Origin of the sequence: Streptomyces prasinopilosus (assembly GCF_001419695.1) — a bacterium.
Classification (GTDB): Bacteria; Actinomycetota; Actinomycetes; order Streptomycetales; family Streptomycetaceae; genus Streptomyces; species Streptomyces prasinopilosus.
In genome coordinates, this window is record NZ_LIRG01000239.1 from 1 (window position 1) to 19,978 (window position 19,978).

At 73.9% G+C, this 19,978-nt stretch carries 17 protein-coding genes and 1 pseudogene; 5 read left to right on the top strand and 13 right to left on the bottom strand.

All coding sequences use genetic code 11. The features are described from left to right. Together AOK18_RS11380 and AOK18_RS11385 are read right to left on the bottom strand one after the other, a co-directional pair. The coding region (locus AOK18_RS11380; protein ID WP_206281528.1) for a response regulator at nt 1–381 on the bottom strand (381 nt) is incomplete at its 3' end. A gap of 487 nt (nt 382–868) precedes the next feature. Next, complete coding sequence (locus tag AOK18_RS11385; RefSeq protein WP_079104959.1) at nt 869–1,546, bottom strand: DUF3000 domain-containing protein; 678 nt, start codon at nt 1,544–1,546, stop codon at nt 869–871. A 179-nt stretch (nt 1,547–1,725) separates the two neighbouring features. Here AOK18_RS11385 and hemE point away from each other — a divergent pair, with 179 nt between their 5' ends. Beyond that, nucleotides 1,726–2,793 (top strand): uroporphyrinogen decarboxylase, encoded by a 1,068-nt coding sequence (gene hemE / locus AOK18_RS11390; protein ID WP_055694255.1) that lies wholly within the window; start codon nt 1,726–1,728, stop codon nt 2,791–2,793. Nucleotides 2,794–3,667: 874 nt separating this feature from the next. Then, nucleotides 3,668–4,300, top strand: a complete 633-nt coding sequence (locus AOK18_RS11395) for a ScbR family autoregulator-binding transcription factor (RefSeq protein ID WP_055694256.1) — start codon at nt 3,668–3,670, stop codon at nt 4,298–4,300. A gap of 246 nt (nt 4,301–4,546) precedes the next feature. Here AOK18_RS11395 and AOK18_RS11400 read toward each other — a convergent pair whose 3' ends face one another. Next, nucleotides 4,547–5,212 (bottom strand): ScbR family autoregulator-binding transcription factor, encoded by a 666-nt coding sequence (locus AOK18_RS11400; protein WP_055694257.1) that lies wholly within the window; start codon nt 5,210–5,212, stop codon nt 4,547–4,549. A 220-nt stretch (nt 5,213–5,432) separates the two neighbouring features. Between AOK18_RS11400 and AOK18_RS11405 the strand changes: the two genes are divergently transcribed. Further along, on the top strand, nt 5,433–6,419 hold the full coding sequence (locus tag AOK18_RS11405; protein ID WP_055694258.1) for a ScbA/BarX family gamma-butyrolactone biosynthesis protein: 987 nt from the start codon (nt 5,433–5,435) through the stop codon (nt 6,417–6,419). Then, a pseudogene (locus tag AOK18_RS35350) lies at nt 6,356–6,661 on the top strand (IS5/IS1182 family transposase); the annotation flags it as partial. The gene AOK18_RS11405 and the pseudogene AOK18_RS35350, both read left to right, overlap by 64 nt. 14 nt (nt 6,662–6,675) lie before the next feature. On the opposite strand, the gene AOK18_RS11410 reads toward AOK18_RS35350, so the two are convergent. From AOK18_RS11410 to AOK18_RS11455, 10 genes are all read right to left on the bottom strand, one after another. Next, nucleotides 6,676–7,428: a 2OG-Fe(II) oxygenase gene (locus tag AOK18_RS11410; protein WP_079104961.1), complete on the bottom strand. Its 753-nt coding sequence runs from the start codon at nt 7,426–7,428 to the stop codon at nt 6,676–6,678. A 100-nt stretch (nt 7,429–7,528) separates the two neighbouring features. Next, nucleotides 7,529–8,074, bottom strand: coding sequence for a methylated-DNA--[protein]-cysteine S-methyltransferase (locus tag AOK18_RS11415; protein WP_055572750.1), 546 nt, complete (start codon nt 8,072–8,074; stop codon nt 7,529–7,531). A 35-nt stretch (nt 8,075–8,109) separates the two neighbouring features. Next, nucleotides 8,110–8,910, bottom strand: coding sequence for an MGMT family protein (locus tag AOK18_RS11420; protein ID WP_055694259.1), 801 nt, complete (start codon nt 8,908–8,910; stop codon nt 8,110–8,112). Beyond that, nucleotides 8,907–9,497 carry an RNA polymerase sigma factor gene (locus AOK18_RS11425; protein ID WP_055572748.1) on the bottom strand — a complete coding sequence of 197 codons (591 nt, stop codon included), beginning with the start codon at nt 9,495–9,497 and terminating at the stop codon, nt 8,907–8,909. The genes AOK18_RS11420 and AOK18_RS11425 overlap by 4 nt, the downstream gene beginning before the upstream one ends. Nucleotides 9,498–9,549: 52 nt before the next feature. Beyond that, a complete protein-coding gene (locus AOK18_RS11430; RefSeq protein ID WP_240503143.1) occupies nt 9,550–10,278 on the bottom strand; it encodes an AfsR/SARP family transcriptional regulator in 729 nt (242 codons plus the stop codon). Nucleotides 10,279–10,573: 295 nt separating this feature from the next. After that, complete coding sequence (gene metK / locus AOK18_RS11435; RefSeq protein WP_055572746.1) at nt 10,574–11,803, bottom strand: methionine adenosyltransferase; 1,230 nt, start codon at nt 11,801–11,803, stop codon at nt 10,574–10,576. A gap of 35 nt (nt 11,804–11,838) precedes the next feature. Beyond that, nucleotides 11,839–13,248, bottom strand: a complete 1,410-nt coding sequence (locus AOK18_RS11440; protein ID WP_055694260.1) for a nitrosuccinate lyase — start codon at nt 13,246–13,248, stop codon at nt 11,839–11,841. Next, nucleotides 13,245–15,215, bottom strand: a complete 1,971-nt coding sequence (locus AOK18_RS11445; protein WP_055694261.1) for an FAD/NAD(P)-binding protein — start codon at nt 15,213–15,215, stop codon at nt 13,245–13,247. The genes AOK18_RS11440 and AOK18_RS11445 overlap by 4 nt, the downstream gene beginning before the upstream one ends. Before the next feature lie 57 nt (nt 15,216–15,272). Then, on the bottom strand, nt 15,273–16,286 hold the full coding sequence (locus AOK18_RS11450) for a methyltransferase (protein ID WP_055694262.1): 1,014 nt from the start codon (nt 16,284–16,286) through the stop codon (nt 15,273–15,275). Nucleotides 16,287–16,288: 2 nt separating this feature from the next. Beyond that, nucleotides 16,289–18,007 (bottom strand): class I adenylate-forming enzyme family protein, encoded by a 1,719-nt coding sequence (locus AOK18_RS11455; protein ID WP_055694263.1) that lies wholly within the window; start codon nt 18,005–18,007, stop codon nt 16,289–16,291. A 227-nt stretch (nt 18,008–18,234) separates the two neighbouring features. Here AOK18_RS11455 and AOK18_RS11460 point away from each other — a divergent pair, with 227 nt between their 5' ends. Next, entirely contained in the window at nt 18,235–19,944 is a 1,710-nt protein-coding gene (locus AOK18_RS11460; protein ID WP_055694264.1) for an FAD-dependent monooxygenase, read from the top strand. Nucleotides 19,945–19,978 lie beyond the last annotated feature (34 nt).

Here is a 19,978-nt window from a genome sequence, read left to right on the forward strand (position 1 = left end):
GGGGAGGCCGAGGTTGGTGCGGGTGCCGGTGACGACGTAGCCCTTCACTCCGCCGGCGAGGGCGTTGCGCACGGCGCCGATGTCGTCGGCGGCGGACAGGGCGAGGCCGTTGGGCCAGCCTGCGGCCCGGGTCTCCGAGAGGAGGGCGAGGCCGGAGCCGTCCGGCAGGTGGACGTCGGCGACGCAGATGTCGCGGGGGTTGCCGATGCGGGGACGAGCCTCCGCGACGGACGAGGCCTCGATCACGTCGCGCACACCGAGCGCCCACAGGTGGCGGGTGACGGTGGAACGGACACGGGGGTCGGCCACGACCACCATGGCGGTCGGCTTGTTCGGGCGGTAGGCGACCAGGCTTGCGGGCTGCTCGAGGAGAACGGACACCAGGCCTCCTGGGGTGGCGGCGGGACGGGGCCGGCTCGTGGGGGAACCGGGCTCAACCGTGCTTTCAAGGTCACAGTCGTCTTCGGCAACAAACACGGTCTCCTTTAGAGAATGATCACGATCCGGTGAGTAACAATCCGTGCAATTCGGACGCGCGGTCGATCATTCGAAGTCCGAACGGTTTCGGTCCGCGTCGCAACGCTTCCGAAAGTGGCCGTATCGACAAAGAGATCATCAAAAAGGTCGCCAAAGAGATGCCGGGAAGATCGACAGGGGGAGCGGCCGGGGGAACGGCGGGAGGACCGGTCCGCGAACGCTCCGGTCACCGGCCCCGGGAGTGCTCCGGCGAGCGGTCCGGCGACCGGCCCGGGAACGACGAAGGGACCGGCCCGAGGGCCGGTCCGGAGGATCGCCGCACGCCCGGGGAGGGGCGCGGCGGGGTCCGCGGGTTCCCCGTGCCCGCGGCGGGCTCAGCGGCGCGGCGGCGTCAGCGCGACTGCGGCCCCCTGCGCTGCGGCAGCGTCACCACCGACGCGTCACCCGGAGCGGTCGGCGGCAACCCGGCGACCTGCGCCAGCAGGTCGCACCACGACATCAGGTGCGTGGCCGCGTCCGGGGTCCCGCCCGCACCCTCCCCCGGCGTCCACGAGGCGCGGATCTCGATCTGCGAGGCGGCGGGGCGCTCCGACAGCCCGCCGAAGTAGTGCGAACTCGCCCGGGTGACCGTGCCGCTCGGCTCGCCGTACGTCAGGCCGCGTGCCGCGAGCGCACCGGTCAGCCAGGACCAGCACACCTCCGGAAGCAGCGGATCCGCCGCCATCTCCGGCTCCAGTTCCGCACGCACCAGCGTCACCAGCCGGAAGGTACCCCGCCAGGCGTCGTGCCCGGCCGGGTCGTGCAGCAGCACCAGCCGGCCGTCGGCCAGGTCCTGGTCGCCGTCCACGACCGCCGCCTCCAGCGCGTACGCGTACGGAGCGAGCCGCTTGGGTGCCGGGGTGGCCTCCACCTCGATCTGCGGCCGGAGCCGTGCGCCCCGCAACGCCTCGACGGCGGTCCGGAAGGGCGGCGGGGGTGTCGCGCCCCCGTCCCCGAGCTCCGCATCGGTGTCCTTCGCTTCGTCCATTCCGCCCGTGCCGTCCGACAGTCGTCCCTGAGCCGCAGCCATGCGGGGAAGGTTAAGCCGAAGCGGGCTCCGGCGCGGGGAGGGACACCCGGGGCGGACAACGGTGGCCGGATCGTGTCGCACCGGCGTGGCGCGGGCCGCGACGCCCGGCGTGGCGCGGGGCGAGGTGCCCGGGTGACCTGCGGTGCCGGGCCGTCGGCCGACCGTGCGAGACTGGCCGGGTGAGTGCCAATGTCAGCCCCCGGGGCAAGCAGCCGACCCAGACGTACGACAGTGCCTTCCTCAAGGCGTGCCGGCGTGAGCCGGTGCCGCACACTCCGGTGTGGTTCATGCGGCAGGCGGGCCGTTCGTTGCCCGAGTACCGCAAGGTGCGCGAGGGCATCGCGATGCTCGACTCCTGCATGCGCCCCGACCTCGTCGCCGAGATCACGCTCCAGCCGGTGCGCCGGCACAACGTCGACGCGGCGATCTACTTCAGCGACATCGTCGTCCCGCTCAAGGCCATCGGGATCGACCTCGACATCAAGCCCGGTATCGGCCCCGTCGTCGAGCAGCCCTTCCGCACCCGCGCCGACCTGGCCCGGCTGCGCGACCTCACCCCGGAGGACGTCTCCTACGTCACCGAGGCGTACGGCCTGCTGACCGCCGAGCTGGGCTCCACCCCGCTGATCGGCTTCGCGGGCGCCCCGTTCACCCTCGCCAGCTACCTCGTCGAGGGCGGCCCGTCCCGCACGTACGAGAACGCCAAGGCGATGATGTACGGCGACCCGGAGCTCTGGGCCGACCTCCTCGACCGCCTCGCGGACATCACGGCCGCCTTCCTCACCGTGCAGATCGAGGCCGGCGCCTCCGCGGTCCAGCTCTTCGACTCCTGGGCCGGCGCCCTCTCCCCGGCCGACTACCGGCGCTCGGTGATGTCCGCCTCGGCCAAGGTCCTCGACGCGGTGTCCGGTTACGGCGTCCCCCGCATCCACTTCGGTGTCGGCACCGGCGAACTCCTCGGCCTGATGGGCGAGGCCGGCGCGGACGTCGTCGGCGTCGACTGGCGCGTCCCGCTGGGGGAGGCCGCCCGCCGGGTCGGCCCCGGCAAGGCGCTCCAGGGCAACCTCGACCCGACCGTGCTGTTCGCGGGCACGGAGGCGGTGGAGGCGAAGACCCGCGAGGTGCTGGCCGCGGCCGAGGGCCTCGAGGGCCACGTCTTCAACCTGGGCCACGGCGTCATGCCGAACACCGACGCCGACGCGCTGACCCGCCTCGTCGACCACGTCCACACCGCCACCGCCCGCTGACCGCGCGGGGCGCCCGCCCCGGGGGCCGTGCCCGCCCGCCGGACGGCGGGCCGCGCGGCCCCGGCGGCGGGGGAGTACCGGGCCGCAGCGGCCGGGCGGCCGCCGCGCCGGCCGCGAAGCCCACGGCACGCGCCGCGTACGCCGCCGTCGCGGCGCCGGAGACGCCCGCGCCGGACGAGTGCGCCGCCCGCGGCACGCACCACCGGCCCGACGCGATCCGGGCCCGTGGCCGCAGCGGCGGCGGGAGGACCGGGAACGGCACCGGCACCCGGACGCGCGCCCCCGGACACAGCACCGGACACAGCACCGGGCACTCGCCCGGTGCCCCCGCGACCGCTCCGCGCGCGGGCCGACGGTGTGCCCGAGCCCGCGGTCACCGGCGCGCGGCCGTACGGGACCGCACGGCCGCGGACGGCGCGAAGCGCACGCGCCCCCTCCGGTCCCCGACGGTGGTACCGGCGATCCGGCAGGCGGGCGTCCCTTCGGACCACGGGCACGCGTGCCGGGCCCGGGCCGGAGGGTGGACGGCGGGCCGGAGGCCCCCGCCGCGCCGACCGCGGGGAGCGCCGGCAGGACCGGGTCCGCCGCTCCACCCGCCCTCCGGAAGGGTCGCTCCCGGTGCCTCGACCCGCTCCACGGACGCGGAGGACGTACGTCGCGCCGGGGGCGCACCACCGGCAGCCGGTTCACAAGCCAGTCGACCGCTTTTTATTGACAAGTCGTTCGACCGGTTTCTAATCTGCGTCACGGGGCGAGAGGACCGCGCCCCATCCGTCGGGTGCCGCACGGACGGGGACGGGCCGGGGCCGACGGGCAGGCAGCGGGCGCGTGGGATACCTCCTGCCGGCCCGATCTCGGGGGCGGGGGCCAACGGATGGCGAAGCAGGAACGCTCGGAACACACGCAGGGGAAGCTGATCGTCGCGGCAGCCGAGCAGTTCGCGCTCCGCGGCTTCGTCAAGGCGACGCTCGGCGACGTGAGTCGGGAGGCCGGCGTGACGAAGGGGGCGCTGTTCTTCCACTTCGCCACCAAGGACGACCTCGCGGCAGCCGTGCAGAGGCGGGGCCGGGACATCCTGGAGACGATGATCGCGGACATGTCCGGATCCGAGGAGTCCTGTCTCCAGATCGTCGTGGACGCCCTGCACGCCCTGAGCCGGATGCTGCGCTCGGACCCCTTCGTCCGGGCCGGCGTGCGGATCGCGCGGGAGCGGACGGCTGAGAGCCCGGTGCCCGTGGACTTCTATGCGCTGTGGCTGGGAACGCTGGGGGAGGTACTCGAAAGGGCGCGCAAGAACGGCGAGTTGGCCGCCGATGTCGCCGATGCGTCCGCACGCGCCCTGGTCACGACGGTGGTCTGCGGCGTCGAGACGCTGGCGTGGATGGGCGTGTCCGAGGACGAGGGCGACAAGTGGCTCGGTTGCCTGCTGGAACTGGTCCTTCCGTCCATCGCGTCCGCGGACGGCCTCCGGCGCGTCAGGATCCCGGGGCTCCGGGGCACACCGTGAGGCACGGGCGCGTGCCGTCACGGTGAACCGCGTCCGCCCGGACGACCGCGTCCGCCCGGACGCGTCGCGACGGACGTGGACGCGGGGAGGCGGCGCACGGGGAGACGGCGGCGGCCAGGCCGTCCCGGCCCGTCTTCGGCCGGCCGGGACAGCCGTCCGAGGGGGCCGGCGCCGTCGCCCTCCCGGCGTCCGGGTCGTCCGGTGCCGCCCCCGGTCCGGGGCACGCCGGACTCCGCGGCCGGGGCCTCAGCCCGTGGCCGCGCCGCCCTCGAGCGCGGCCCACAGCTCCTCGGACCCTGCGGGCGCGAACCGGGCGAGGCGGCGAGCCGGGACGACCCCGGGCAGCAGCCACGTCCACAGGTCCGCGACCCGGTCGTGCAGGTCCTCCCGGGCGGTCCGCACCTGCGAGGTGATCTGCACCCCCGTGAACGCCCCCACGATGTAGGTGGACAGATCGCCGACGTCCACCTCGGACTTGAGGTCACCGGCGCCCTGGGCGTTCGCCAGCATGGCGCGGACGGAGTCGATCCACTGGTTGTAGGGGGAGGGATCGGGTGTCGAGAACGAGCCGCGCTCTATGACGAGCCGGATGCCGGCCCGCAACCGGGCGCTGGAGCGCAGGCCGTGGGCCATCCGGTGCGTCAGGTCGATGGCCCGCTGCAGGGCCCGCAGCTCGGACTCGGCGCCGCCGGGGAGCAGTTCGAACTGTTCCGCCACCAGTTCCCGGGCCAGCGCCTCTTTCGACTGGAAGTGGAAGTACATGGCTCCCTTGGTGACGCCGGCGTGCTGGGCGATGTCGGTGAGGCTGGTGCTGCCGAATCCCGCCGCGTCGAACGCGGTCGCCGCGCCGTCCAGGATCGCCCGGCGCGTGGCCTCCGCCCGTTCCTGCCGTGTCCTGCTTCCCGTCGCCACAGCCGACCCTCCGTTCCGTCGTGGTGCGGATAACGGCCCCCCCGTCCGTCCGGTGATCACCACGTTCTCCAACGCATTCGATCTTCTTCACTCCGGGCGGAGAATACCATTCGACTAGTATTCTCGGCCGCGGGCTTCCGGATGCTCTCAGACCCTCCGCATCCATAACGGCATTGATCAGAGCGTGTTCTCACATCAGCTGCTATCGCCAGGAGGCAAGATGAATGCCCTTCTGCAAGCCGACCGACCGTATTTCGGAAAACCGGAGGAGTGCGGTCCCGAGCTGTTCGAACAGACCGTTCCGCGCACCCTCGTCCACCGCGCCGCCGTCTCCGAGGTGTTGCTGACCGGGTGGCAGACCGTCCACGACGAGCACCGCCTCGGAGCGCAGTGGTCCCGCGCGCACAGCTACTACGGATCGGTCGACGGCCGCTGGCACGACCCGATGCTGTTCGCCGAGACGATCCGGCAGGCCTGCCTGCTGCTGGCCCATGAAGCCCTCGACGTCCCCCTGGGCTTCGGCTTCCTCACCGAGTCCACCGCGTTCGAGGTCGACGAGGAGCGCTTACGCCTCTCCCGGCCCGCCCACCCCGCCCACGTGGTGCTCGACATGCGCCTCAGCCACATCAAGCGCCGCGGCGGGGTGGTCAGCAGCTACGCCTACGACGTCGTCGCCCACCGCGACGGCGAGCGGCTCGGCAGCGGCCGGCTGAGAGGCAAGTGCACCTCGCAGGCGGTCTACCGGCGGCTGCGCGGCGAGCGGATCGGCGCCGGACCGCCGCACACCGCGATCGCCCCGGTCGACCCCCGGCTGGTGGGCCGGGACGACGAGTCCGACGTCGTGCTGGGGGCCTCCGCCGGTGCCGGCGCCCACCCGCTGCGGATCGTCGCCGACCACCCGGTGCTCTTCGACCACCCGGTGGACCACGTGCCCGGCATGGTGCTCATGGAGGCGGCCCGGCAGGCGGGCCTGCTGGCGCTGGGCGCGCCCCACGGCCTGCTGGTCGCCTGCGAGGCGCAGTTCAGACGGTACGTCGAGTTCCACATACCCTGCCTCGTGGCCACGGACGAACCGGAGCACGACGGCGGGGGACGCCACACGGTCACCGTCCGCTTCCTCCAGGACGGCAGCGAGGCCGGGAGCTGCCGGGTCGGGATCCTCACCACGGCCGGGGAGGCCGACGGAGCGGCCACCGCACAGCACTGAACGGGGTCCTGTCCCGGATCCGCGCCGGTGCCCCGTGACGCGGCCCCGCCGGAACGCCGCGGTTCGTGGAGGACCGTCCACGAGCGGCACCGCCGCCGGACGGCCGGCGCCCGCGGGGCCGGACCGCGGATCCCGGGAAGGGGAGGACACCCCGGCACCACCGCCCCGATGAGGGACCCGGACGGTCCCGAGGCGGTCCGACCCGCGGGATCCACCTCGCCGGTGAGGGCCGCCAGCGCCCTCACCGGCCTCCCGGTCACGGGGCGTCGTGGAAGATCACGCCGAGGACGTGCCGTTGGCCGTCGTGCACCGCGCTCACCCCGTGGCGCAGCATGAAACGGCTCCAGCCCCGCGCCGACGGGACCGGACGGTCGTGCACCGCGAAGATCAGCCCCTGCCCCTGCCCCGGCCGCTTCACCACCGGACGGGACTGGGCGCGCGGACGCTGCTCGACGAAGACGCTCTCACCACCGGTGAAGTCGACGTCGGGACGGTCCAGCATCACCGCCACCTGCAGTGGGAACGTCAGCTCGCCGTAGACGTCCTGGTGCAGGCAGTTGTAGTCGCCCGGGCCGTAGCGCAGCAGCAGGGGCGTGGGCCGCAGCTGTCCGGCCGCGGCGCACGCCGCCGTCAGCCCGGCGTGGGTCTGCGGGAACCGGGGCCGGTCCAGGCGCTCCGCCCACTGGTTGGCGATCCGGGCCAGCGGCGGGTACAGCTGCCGGCGCAGGGCGGCCACCACCGGCGGCAGGGGCGCGGCGAAATAGCGGTAGCGGCCGCTGCCGAAGCGGTGGCGGCCCATGTCGACGGTGCTGCGGAACACCTCGTCCCGGTCGAACAGCGCGCGGACCTCCTCGCAGGCGCGCGGCGACAGCAGGGGCGGGGTGACGGCGACGCCCTCGGCGTCCAGCGCGGTGGTCAGCGAGGGCCAGTCCAGCGCGTCCACGGCGGGCAGTTCGACCGCGTCGTCGGCGCCGGCGTCGGACGCGGCGGGGGCACGGCCCTCTTCCATGCCCGGCAGGTGGGGGATGTCGTAGCTGGTCAGCGTGGGCTCCGTGGTCGTGGACGAGGACGGGCGCCGGAGGCGGGGGATTGCTCCGGCGCCCGCCGGTTCAGAGGGAGGCCGGGGACGTGCGGCCGGACTCCAGGTCGAGCAGGAACCGCTTGGCCGCGACCCCGCCGGCGTAACCGGTCAGGCGGCCGCCCGAGCCGACCACCCGGTGGCAGGGCAGCACCACGCACAGGGGGTTCGCGCCGAGCGCCGTGCCCACGGCCCGCGCGGCCCGCGGCCGCCCGAGCGCGGCGGCCAGCTCGGCGTAGGTGCCCGTCGCCCCGTACGGGAGGAGGCCGTCCAGCCGCTCCACGGTCGTGCGGCTGAACGGCGTGGCCAGGCGCAGATCCATCCGGACGGTGAACGCGCGGCTGCGGCCCTCGAGGTAGGCGTCCAGCTGACGGCCCGCCTCCTCGAGGATCCGCCGCTGGTCCGCCGTGGCGGCGTCGGCGTCCACGGCGGTGAGGCCGCCGCGCCCGAGCCGGGCCAGCGCCTGCTCGCGGTCGTCGAAGGCGCACAGCACCAGCGCGTCGTCGGTGGCCGCGAGGGTCAGGGGACCCAGCGTGGTGCGGTGCGGGGCGAGTGCCGCGGTGGGTGGGGTGGACATGGGGACCTCTCTGTGGTGCTCCGTGGTGCGCCGGGTCAGACGGTGAGGGGCCGGCAGCTCTTGCAGGCCCGGTAACCCGCCTCGCGGGCGTCCCGCGCGGTGGGGAAGTGCACCCGGTGCCCCGGGGTGATGCGGCGGGCGTGGGCACAGGTCGGGTGGCAGTAGATGAAGGTGGTGTCGCTGCCGAGGAACACCGCGCCGGCCCGGGACAGCTCCGCGACCCGGCGCATGTCGATGTGCTCGGCCCGGCGCAGGGCCTCGCCCGCCTTCGGCAGGTAGGCGGCGTCGCACGGCGATCCGTTGTCGTGCGTGACCCGGTGGCACGGTATGAGCACGGCGACGGGGTTGGCCGTCAGCGCGCCCAGGACGTCGGAGACCGGGGGCGGGGACCCGGCGTCCGCCTCGCGGGCGATCCAGCTCAGCGGCCGCAGCTGCCCCGGGGGGATGGTGCGCACGGCCTCCAGGATCGCCCGCTGCCCCTCCGGCAGGCCGGACAGGTCGATCGCCAGCCGGCGGGCCCGGCCGGTGCGCAGCGCGGGGAGGAGGCCGGGCAGCGGCCTGCCCCCCGGGATCGCCGAGCGGCCGGTACGCGCGCGGTGCAGTTCCTCGAAACCCGTCGCGGTCAGGCCCGCCGAGTCCAGGCAGGCACCGGTCACGGTCTGCGGGCTCGCGGCCACGAACAGTCCGCCCGCGGCCGTGTCGAGGCGCACGTACGTGTCGTAGTGCTCCCTGGAGAGACCCGCACGGCGCAGCACGCGCAGCGCGAAGTCCTCCGGCGCACCGGCCGCGAGATCCGGCAGACGCCGGGTGACCGCGTCGCCGTTGCCTTCGCTCACATCGTCACCTCCTTCAACACCGTCGGCTCCGGTTCGAGCAGCCGCCGCAGACCGGCCAGCCCGCGGGAGACCTGCGCCTTGGCGGTGCCGACCGCGCAGCCCTGCACCTCGGCCACCTCTGTGTAGCTCATGCCGATCACATGGTGGAGCACGACCGGTATGCGGTGGTGCTCCGGTAAGGCCGACAGCGCCGTGACCAGGCGCGACCGGTCCTCGGCCGTCGCCGCGCGCTCGTCCGGGCCGGGGCTGTGGTCCGGCCAGACGTCCATGCTCTCCTCCACGGGCAGCCCCGCGGTGACCGGACGCCGGGTCCGCGTGCGGACGTGATTGCGCCACACGTTCGCCGCGATGGTCATCAGCCACGCACGGGGACGCAGCTCACGGCGCCGTGCGGGGGCGTACTCCCGCAGGGCCGTGTAGGCGCGCAGAAACGTGTCCTGGCCCAGGTCGTCCGCCTCGGCGGCGGACCCGGAGACCCGGTACAGGAACGCGTGCACCGCCCCGGCGTGCACCCGGACCAGCTCGGTGAAGCCGGCTTCGAGGTGCACCGCCAGGAGATCGGTCAGCTGCTCGGCCTTGTCGTCCATCACTGAAACAAACACCGTCCCGGGCCAGGGGGTTGCAGACGGGGGGAAACGGTCATCCGACGACCGGGGCGTCCAGGGCCGAGCTGCCGACCAGGATCGCCTGGTACAGGCTCCTCATCCGGGGGACGGGCTCGATCCCCAGGGAGTCACCGAGCGTTCGGCGCAGCCCGTCGAAGACGTCACCGGCGCGTTTGCGCTCGCCGGAGCGGTACAGCGCCACCATCAGCTGAGCGTGCACGTTCTCGTGGGTGGGGTGGCGCGCGGTCAGGTCGCTCAGCTCGTCGACCAGCTCCCTGTGCTTACCGAGGGCCAGGTCGGCCTCTATGCGCTGCTCCAGGACCCCCTGCCGGGTCTCGTTCAGCTCCGCCAGGTGCGGCGAGCTGAGGGGGCCCGTGCGGACGTCGGACAGCGCGGGCCCGCGCCACTGCGCGAGGGCCAGGGTGAACATCTCCGACGCCGTGCGGTGGTCCCCGGCGGCGGCCGCCACGCGTCCTCGCCGGGTCAGATCCGTGAACCGGAAGCGGTCGAAGTCGGTCGTCTCGAGGGCGAGCTGGTAACCCTGGTTCCGGGTGACGAGCAGATGACTGAGGTCACCGCGGGGGCCGCGCAGGGCCTGGCGTATGTGGAGCACGTAGGTCTGGAGCGTGGACATCGCGCTCTTGGGGGGAGTCGACCCCCACAGCTCGGTGATGCAGTCGCCGGCCCGCACCATTTGCGGCGTGCTCAGCATCAGGAATGCGAGGAGCTGGCGCGGTTTCGGTGCGCTCGGTACCAGATTCACGCCGGAATCGGACAGTAAGAGGGGGCCGAGAACGCCCGAGTTCATAAAGAATTCCTATCCCCGTAGTGTCGTAGCACATCGAACAGGCATCCTATTTTTTCCCGAATCGAAGATAAGCGGACAACGTTTCCGTGTCAATGTTCCGGTTTCGGGCGGAAGGGCGCCCGATAATGAATTCGGTCGGCTGGCCGGTTCTTTTTTCCCGATATTCGGGAAGGCGGCGCGGCGGCCGTCCGGCCACGACGAAACGGCCCCGGACCGTGACGGTCCGGGGCCGTGTTCGGGTGGAGGCGGGTTACCGGCCGGCGGCCCGGCGCAGCGCGTCGACGCGGTCGGTGCGCTCCCAGGTGAAGTCGGGCAGCTCCCGGCCGAAGTGGCCGTAGGCGGCGGTCCGGGCGTAGATCGGGCGCAGCAGGTCCAGGTCGCGGACGATCGCGGCCGGGCGGAGGTCGAAGACCTCCGTCACGGCCTTCTCGACGGCGGCCTGCGGGACGGTGGCGGTACCGAAGGTCTCCACGAACAGGCCCACGGGCTCGGCCTTGCCGATCGCGTACGCCACCTGGACCTCGCAGCGGGCGGCCAGGCCGGCCGCGACCACGTTCTTGGCGACCCAGCGCATCGCGTACGCCGCCGAACGGTCCACCTTGGACGGGTCCTTGCCGGAGAACGCGCCGCCGCCGTGGCGGGCGTAACCGCCGTAGGTGTCGATGATGATCTTGCGGCCGGTCAGGCCGGCGTCGCCCATCGGACCGCCGATCTCGAACCGGCCGGTGGGGTTGACCAGCAGGCGGTAGCCCTCGGTCTCCAGCTTGACGCCCTCCTGGGCCAGTTCGTCCAAGACGTGCTCGACGACGTGCTCACGCAGGTCGGGGGTGAGCAGCGAGTCCAGGTCGATGCCGCTCGCGTGCTGCGAGGAGACGACGACGGTGTCCAGGCGTTTGGGCTTGCTGCCCAGGTACTCGACGGTGACCTGGGTCTTGCCGTCCGGACGCAGGTAGGGCACCGTCCCGTCGCGCCGCGCCTCGGACAGCCGACGCGACAGGCGGTGGGCCAGATGGATGGGCAGCGGCATCAGGCTGGGCGTCTCGTCGCAGGCGTAACCGAACATCAGGCCCTGGTCGCCGGCGCCCTGGAGGGCCAGCCGGCCCTCCTCGTCCCCGTCCGCCGCCGAGGTGCCGTCGACCCGCCTCTCGTAGGAGGTGTCGACGCCCCGGGCGATGTCGGGGGACTGGGTCCCGATGGAGACGGACACACCGCACGAGGCGCCGTCGAACCCCTTGGCGGAGGAGTCGTAGCCGATCTCCAGGACGGCCTCGCGGACGAGGGCGGGGATGTCGGCGTAGGCGGTGGTGGTGACCTCGCCCGCGACATGGACCTGGCCGGTGGTGATCAGGGTCTCCACCGCGACGCGAGCCGTGGGGTCCTGGGCCAGGAGCGCGTCGAGGATCGTGTCGCTGATGCGGTCGGCGATCTTGTCGGGATGGCCTTCGGTCACCGATTCCGAGGTGAAGAGCCGAGCAGACATGGGAACTCCTGAGGGTCGGGACGACGGGACGTGCGTCAGGTCGTGCGGTGACGTTCCAGGGCGTGGTCCACCAGGGAGGCGGCCGCGCCCGTGTACAGGGCGGGATCGAGCAGTTCCGCCAGTTCCCCGGCACCCAGCAGGGGCCCGATCCGGGGGTGTTCGGCGAGGACGCCGGCCAGCGGACGTCCGGTGCGCGCGGCCGTCCCGGCCGCCTCGGACACCAGTCGCCCGGCCGTGGCCCTGCCGAGCTCGGGCGCCAGGACCGCGACGACGCGTTCGGAGGACATCAGGGCACCGGAGGCGGCCGCGTTGGCCCGCATCCGCTCCCCGTGGACGACCAGCCCCTCGCACAGCTCGACGGCCGTGTGCGAGGCGCCGCCCGCCAGCCGCAGGCACTCGCGCAGCAGCAGCCACTCGGCGTGCCAGACGCCGCCCGAGCGCTCGTCCTCGGTCACCAGGCACTGCGTCAGCGCTCCGGCGAGCGCCGGAACCTGGAGCGAGGCCGAACGGATCAGGGTGGCCAGCACCGGGTTGCGTTTGTGCGGCATGGCGGAGGAGGCGCCGCGCCCGGCCACGGGCGGCTCGGCGACCTCGCCGACCTCGGTGCGGCCCATCGACTGCACGTCCACGGCGATCTTCCCCAGGGCCCCCGTGACGAAGGCCAGGGCCGCGGCGACGTCGGCGACGGGGGAGCGCAGGGCGTGCCAGGGCAGCGGGGCCGTGGCCAGTCCGGTCTCGGCCGCGAACGCCTCGGACAGTGCCGCCGCGTACGCCGCCGGATCCGTGGCCGGCGCGCCGTCCCCCGCCGAGTACTGCAGATAGCCGGCCAGGGTGCCCGCCGCACCGCCGAGCGAGACGGGCAGCCGGCCGTCGAGCAGCCGGCCGACGCGGTCGGCCGCCTCGCGCACCAGCAGCCCCCAGCCCGCCGCCTTGAGTCCGAAGGTGGTCGGCACGGCGTGCAGGGTCAGGGTCCGTCCGGCCATCAGCGTGTCCCGGTGCCGTGCCGCCAGCCGGTCCAGCGCCGCCGCGGTGCGCAGCAGATCGGCGTGCACCAGGCGCAGCGCCCGGTCGCAGACCAGCATGGCGCCGGTGTCGAAGACGTCCTGGCTGGTCGAGCCGCGGTGCACGTACTCGGCGGCGTCCGGGTCCTCCTCGGCGACGACCGCGGTGAAGGCGCGGACCAGTCCCACCACCGGGTTGGCGCTCTCCCGCGCGGTGACGGCGAGCCGGCGCAGGTCGAGCCGCTCCGCGCGGGCGGCCCTGGTGATCGCCGCGGCGGCCCGCGCCGGCAGCGTGCCGAGCCCGGCCTGGGCGCGCGCCAGCGCCGCCTCCGCGTCCAGCATCGCCTGCAGCCACGCCGTGTCGTCGACCGCCCGCTCCACCGGGGTGCCCGCACGGACCGGGGAGAGCAGTCCGGCGTCCGTTCCCGCCGGGTGCGCCGTCATGCCGGTGCCTCCGTCAGGGTCCTGCCGGAACGCCGCGGGGACGCGTCCGCCGAGGTGGGGGGCAGGGCCAGGACCGCTCGTGCGATGGCGTCGGAGTCGCCCAGGGTCACCGAGTTCACCCCGGGTCTGATGCCCGCCGCGGTCACCCAGTGCACGGCCTCCGTCGGCACCCCGTACGCGAAGCGCCGGGGATGCCCGCGGCCGTGGGCGTCGACCAGGTGGTACGGGCGTTCGGTGACCTCCAGCCCGCCCGTCTCGTAACTCGTGCCGCACGCACCGGGGATGCGGAACGGCCGGCACTGCCCGGTGGCCAGCAGCCGGCGCAGCAGCGGATCCGCGGTCCGGCGCAGGTCCGGCTCCGGCAGGCGCGCCTCGACCAGCACCCTGGCGTGCACGGACGCGCCGCCCGCACCGCCCGATTCGGCGACGAACGCGCCCGCCGCGTCGTCGAAGCGCACCCGCATGTCCGGACCGACCACGTCCAGGACACCCGCCTCGAGCAGCGCGATCAGTTCCTCGACGCGCGAGACGGGCGGACCGATCGACAGGAAGGCGTTGAGCGGGGTGTACCAGCCCTCCACCTCGTCCCGGTAGGAGTTCCCGTCCAGACCGCCGTGGTCGAGGGCGAGCCGCACCTCGTTGCGCAGGTCGCGCAGCATGTCCAGGGCCGCCTTGAGCGGACCGCTGACATTGCCCGCCAGGGCCTCTTCCACGTCCTTGCGCAGGTGCTCCAGGAGCCAGTGGCGGAACGCCGCCCGGTCGGCGAACTCCCTGTCGCCGTACGGCCGCAGGATCCGGTCCCAGTCCCACCGCTCGTCCGGCGCGATGCGGTACGCGTCGAGCAGCTCGTCCGTGTGGACGCGGCCCCCGGGCAGCGAGACGTACCGCCCGACGAACTCCTCCCGTTCGGCCTCCCGGCCCCGGGCGGCCAGCAGAGCCCCGTAGTAGACGCCCTCCACCTCCCGGGCGATCAGCGGCCACAGGTCGGTTCCGAAGTACACGCGCTCACCGTCCACCGCGCGTTCACGCAGTGCCGCGACCGCCCGCTCGGTCAGCAGGCGGGGCTCCTGACGGCCGTGCGCCCCCTTCTCGTTGGCGCCGCGCGCGTGGTATGGGATCCCGCGCCGGGAGCCCGCGACGATGCGCGGTTCCCGGCCGGAGGGACGGTAGACGAGACGCCCGCCGACGCGGTCGAAGCGGCCGCCCCGGCCCACGGTGAGCAGGGCCATGTGGTCGAAGAAGTTCAGACCCAGCCCGCGCAGCAGCACGGTCTCGCCGGACCGCACGTCCGACAGGTCGAGGTCGGCCGGATTGGCCGGCAGGACGTGCAGCAGCCCGCGGGCCCGCGCACGCAGCGACACCTGCCGCTGGGCGGGGGAGACGTCGGTCGGCACGTGCCCCTGGGCGAGGACGACGGCGTCGAGGCCGTCCAGGACCCCGCCGTCGGACAGGACGACCTGCTGCGCACCGCCCGCGGTCCGTTCCCCGAGGGCGACGGCCCGCGCCTGGTGCACCCGCACCCGCACGTGCGGCGGGGCGCCGGAGACCACCCGGCCGAAGACGTCCTCCAGGTAACGGCCGTAGAAGGCGCGGGAGGGGTAGTCGTCCGGGCCCAGGCCACGCGCCTCGGCGAGCACGGCCTCGTCGTGGAGCGCCGCCCCGCCGGGTCCGTCACCGAGGGCGCGGGCCCACTCGTACAGGCTGGGGCCCGGCTCGACGGGACCCTCCATCTCCACGCTGGCGTCGGTGAACACGGTCACCTGCGAGGCGACGGTGTTCATCAGCAGCAGACGCGGCTGCTCGGTGCGCCACACCCGCCCCGCTCCGGGCCGGTAGGGGTCGACGACGTGCACGGTGACGGTCCGGTGTGCGGGCGCGGCGCGCTCGTTGGCGCACAGCCGCTCCAGTACCGACAGACCGCGCGGCCCCGCACCGACGAGGCACAGCTCGAGGTGACCGCTGGGCATATGAGTACTCCATGGGTGTCAGGGGCAGGGGAGGGCGGGGACGGAGGCGCTGCGCCCTCACACCGGTGCGGCGACCAGCAGACTGGTCTCCAGGGCGAGGGAACGGACGCTCTCCAGGCGCAGGCCGGCGGCGCGCAGGACGGAGCGGTACCCGTCGAGGGTGCGCTCGCGGCCGCCCGCGGCCATCAGCAGGTGCAGGTCCCACAGCAGGGGCAGCACGAGGGCGGAGCCGTCGGTGGCGACGACCCGCTCCAGCACCAGCAGCCGTCCCGTGTCCGACATGGCCTCGCGGATGTTGGCGAGCAGCGTCACGCACCGCTCGTCGTCCCAGTCCTGCAGCACCCGGGACAGCAGGTACACGTCGTGGCCCGCGGGGACCTTGTCGAAGACGTCGCCGGCGACCGTCTCGTAGCGGTGCGCCCCGACGGCGGCGCTCAGGTGGCGCTCGGCCACCGGCAGCATGTGCGGCAGGTCGAAGACGGTCCCCGACAGGTGGGGGTGGGCCCGCAGCACGGCCGACAGCAGCAGGCCGCTGCCGCCCGCCACGTCGACCACGGTGTGCGCCCCCGCGAAGTCGAAGGCCTCCGCGACCTCGGGGAAGAAGACGTTGCCCGCGTTCATGGCGCGCAGGAACCGCGGTCCCGCGTCGGGCTCGTCGCGCAGATACGCGTGCAGCGAGGTGCCGAACGCGTGCTCGAAGCCGGAGGTTCCGGTGCGGATCGCGGGCACCACCGCACCCCAGGCGCGGTGGAACTCCTCCCCGTACAGCAGCACCATGTCGCGCATGGACTGCTCGCCGCCCACGACGAGGAGCGCGCCCACGTCGGTGAGCCCGTAGCCCTCCTCCTCGTCCCCGGAGAGCACACCGAGCGCCGCGAGCAGGCGCAGCAGCCGGGCGAGGCCGTCCTCGCTGGCACCCGTGCGCTCGGCCAGCGCCGGGACGGTGCCGTGCCCGGCGGCGATGTGGTCGGGCAGGGACAGGGAGGCCGCCGCGTACAGGGCCTGGGCCCGCCAGGTGCCGGTGATCAGATCCACCACCCGGCGTGCCGCCGCCGTCTCGGTACCGGGCATGATCAGACCTTCCGTACGGGGGCGGACACGGCGAGCGCGGAGTCGCCGGTGCGGGACAGGACGGTGCGCAGGCGTTCGCGCAGCAGGCGCTTGAGGACCTTGCCCGTGACACCGACCGGGAGGTCGGAGCGGTCGGCGGCCAGCAGCAGCCCGCCGAGCGGTGCCAGGCCCTCGCGAGCCAGGGCCGCGTTGCACGTCTCGAGCAGCCGGGCCGCGTCGCGCCCGGCGTCGTCGGCGAACAGGACGACCGCCAGGGGACGGGAACGGCCCGGGGAGCCGGGATCGTCGACCGCGACGACCGCCGTGTCCAGCGCCCCCGTCGCGAGCAGGACGACCTCCTCCGCCGGGAGGCTGTACACCGGCCCGTCGACGGTGTGGATCACGTCGGGGGTGCGGTCGAGGTGGTACCAGCTGCCGTCGCCCTCACGGCGCATGATGTCGCCGGTGAGGAAGTAGCCGTTGACCGTCGACTCCGCGGTCAGGTTCGGCTCGTCCAGATAGCCGGCGGTCACGCTCGGGGTCTGCACACCGAGCCGGCCGGCCTGCCCGTCGGGCAGTTCACGGCCCTGCTCGTCGAGCACCGCCGCCTTGCGCACCACCTTGGCGGGGGTGCCGATGCGGCGTGCGTACCGGGTCGTCTCGGGCGTGTAGGCCTGCTTGAACAGCACCATGCCCATCTCCGACGAACCGAGTCCGTCGAGGTAGCGCGAACCGTTCAGCACCTTGCCGTTCTCGGTGCGCCGGCCCAGGGCGATCAGCGGGCGGATGTGCCTCTCGTGCGAGGCGTCGCCCATGCCGTGCCAGGTGTGGATGTGCCGGGCGGCCTCGGGGGCGATCTCCTCGACGGGCACCTCGGCGAGGGAGAGCGGGAAGGCCAGCACGGTGGTGGGACGGAACAGGTTGACCGCCTTCGCCACGGCCCCGCCGCCCGGGTCGTCCAGGATCAGCGTCGGGATGCCGAGCAGCATGGCCATGCTGAGGTAGCTGATGCCCGCCGAGTGGCTGTGCGGCAGCGCCGTCAGCAGCCGGTCGGAACGCAGCGAGGGGAAGGACCACAGCCGTTCGCGCTTGCCCGCGAAGAACGAACGGTGGTGGAACACCGGCGCCTTGGGCCGTCCGGTGGTGCCCGACGAGTGCGAGATCATGATCAGGTCGTCGGCGGCGTGCCGGTGCGGGAAGCCGGGCATCGGCCGGGGCGGCGGGGAAGCGGTCGCGGCGAGCGCGGCGATGTCCGCGACCTCGGGCGTGGCCCGCCCGGGCGCGTCCGACTCCCAGGCGTCCGCGAGGCCCTTGAGCAGGTCGCCGTCGCCCACCAGCACGGTGGTCCGGGTGCGCAGGAAGTACTCGGCGGCCGTCGCCGGGGCCATCCTGGGGTTGCAGTGCACGGCGGCCGCGCCGAGCGACGTGATGGCGATGTGGTGGATCAGTCCGAGCAGCCCGTCGCGGGTGTGCAGGCCCACGTGCGCCCCGGGCCGCACCCCGCGGCCGCGGTACCAGTGCGCGTAGCGGATCACGGCGACGCGCACGTCGTCCAGGGACGTCCCCCGCGGCTCGTCCGTCGCCCAGGAGGGGGAGGAGACGTCGGGGTGGAACAGCAGCGGACGGTCCCGGTCACGGGCGATGCGCCACGCGTGCCAGAAGAAGTTCCCCGCCCCCAGATCCCGGGCGGCATGGAGGCGTAGGCGTTGCGTGACGGACCTGTGCGTGCCGAAGAGGAACATAGGAATACCTCACACTCCGCAGTGATGCGCCGAATTCTTCGGTCACCGGTGAGACATCGCGGCCCGTGATACCCCAGCGGTTCGGTAAAGGGTTCGTGGCGGAGTCTCCAACCGGCTGCTAAAGAGCCGATGGAAGGCCGCCCCGGCCGCCGATCTCGCTTCGTTCTTCAGAGGGGGTTGCAACGATCGATCCCGTTCGATCGAGAGAAGGCTGGAGGCCGCGTCGGATGGACGACCCGCTGACAACCCCGGTCGCCGTGGTCGGCGGCGGTCCGGTCGGATTGATGCTCGCGCTGTTCCTGGACCGGCAGGAAGTGCCCTGCGTCGTCCTCAACTCCCAGCAGGACGTGCCCGACCGGCCGCGCGGCAGCACCCACAACGCGCGGACCATGGAGCACTACCGCACGCTGGGACTGGCCGAACGGGTCCGCGGGCTCGGTCTCCCCGCCGGCCACTCGGCCGGCATCTCCTTCTTCACCCGCTACAACGCGCACGAACTGGCCCTGCTGCCCTGGCCGGGCACCGCCGAGGTGCTGAGCCGGCGCAGCGCCGCCGACCGCGCGGAACCGGCCCCCGAGCCGATGCACCGGGCGAACCAGATGTACGTCGAGCGGCTGCTGCTCGACCACGCCCGCACCCGGCCGCGGATCACCCTGTGCTTCGGCTGGACGGTCACCGCCCTGCGCGAGAGCGAGGCGCACGTCGACGTGACGGCCGAACGCGACGGGGTCCGGCGCACGTTCCGGGCCGCGTACGTCGCGGGCTGCGACGGCGGGCACAGCCTGGTCAGACGCCACCTCGGCATCCGCTACGAGGGGGAGGGCACCCTCGACCAGGACATCCTCGGGCGCCGTTCCACCGCCGCCCACCTGCGGGTGCCCACGCTGTACCGGGACTTCCTGCGCGGCCGCGGCGCGTGGAGCAACTGGGTCGTCAACGCCGACCTCGCGCTGAACCTGATCGCGCTCAACGGCGTGGACGAGTTCTTCCTGCTCACCAGCTCCGTCGACCCCGACACGGCGACCGACGCCGAACTGGTGCGGCTGGTGCGGCGGGCGGCGGGGGAGCCCCTCCCGGTCGAGGTGCTCAGCCACCGGCCCTGGACCGCGGGCGCGGCGCTGGTCGCCGAGTCGTTCGGCACGGGCCGCGTCCGGCTCGCCGGTGACGCCGCCCACCTGTTCACGCCCAACGGCGGCTTCGGCATGAACACCGGTGTCGACGACGCCGCCAACCTCGCCTGGAAACTCGCGGCGGCCGTGCGGGGATGGGCGGGCCCGCACCTCCTGGACACGTACGGCGTCGAACGCCGGCCGATCGCCCTGCGCAACACCTCGGCGGCCCGGACCCTCGGCCAGGGACTCGGAGCCGTCGCCCGGCCCGCCTCCCTGGAGGAGGACTCCGCCGCCGGCGAGGCCGCCCGGGCCAAGACCGGAGCGGAACTCGCCGAGTACGGGATGCGCACCCTGGACACCCTCGGCGTGCAGTTGGGCGCCCGCTACGACGGCTCGCCGATCGTCGACGGGGACGGGGGCGGGCCGGTGCCCGACTCCTTCTCCGTGTACACGCCCTCCGCCGCGCCCGGCGGCCGCGCCCCCCACCTGTGGCTCGACGACCGCCGCACGCAGGGCAGTTCGCTGTTCGACCGGCTCGGCCCCGGATTCACCCTGCTGCGGCTCGGCCCGCGCCCGCCGCGGACCGGACGGATCGAGGCCGCGGCCCGCGCCCGGGGCGTGCCGCTGCGGGTCCTGACGCTCGGCGATCCGCTCGCGCGCGAACTGTACGAGCGCGACCTGGTGCTGGTCCGCCCCGACCAGCACGTCGCCTGGCGGGCCGACCGGGAACCCGGCGACCCCGAGGCGCTCCTGGCGCTGGTCACCGGGGGACCGCACGGGAAGGCGGCGGGGCCGTCACCGGCCACGGCCCGCGGACGGCGGTGACCGGGCGCACCTCGGGTCCCGGTACCGGGACCAC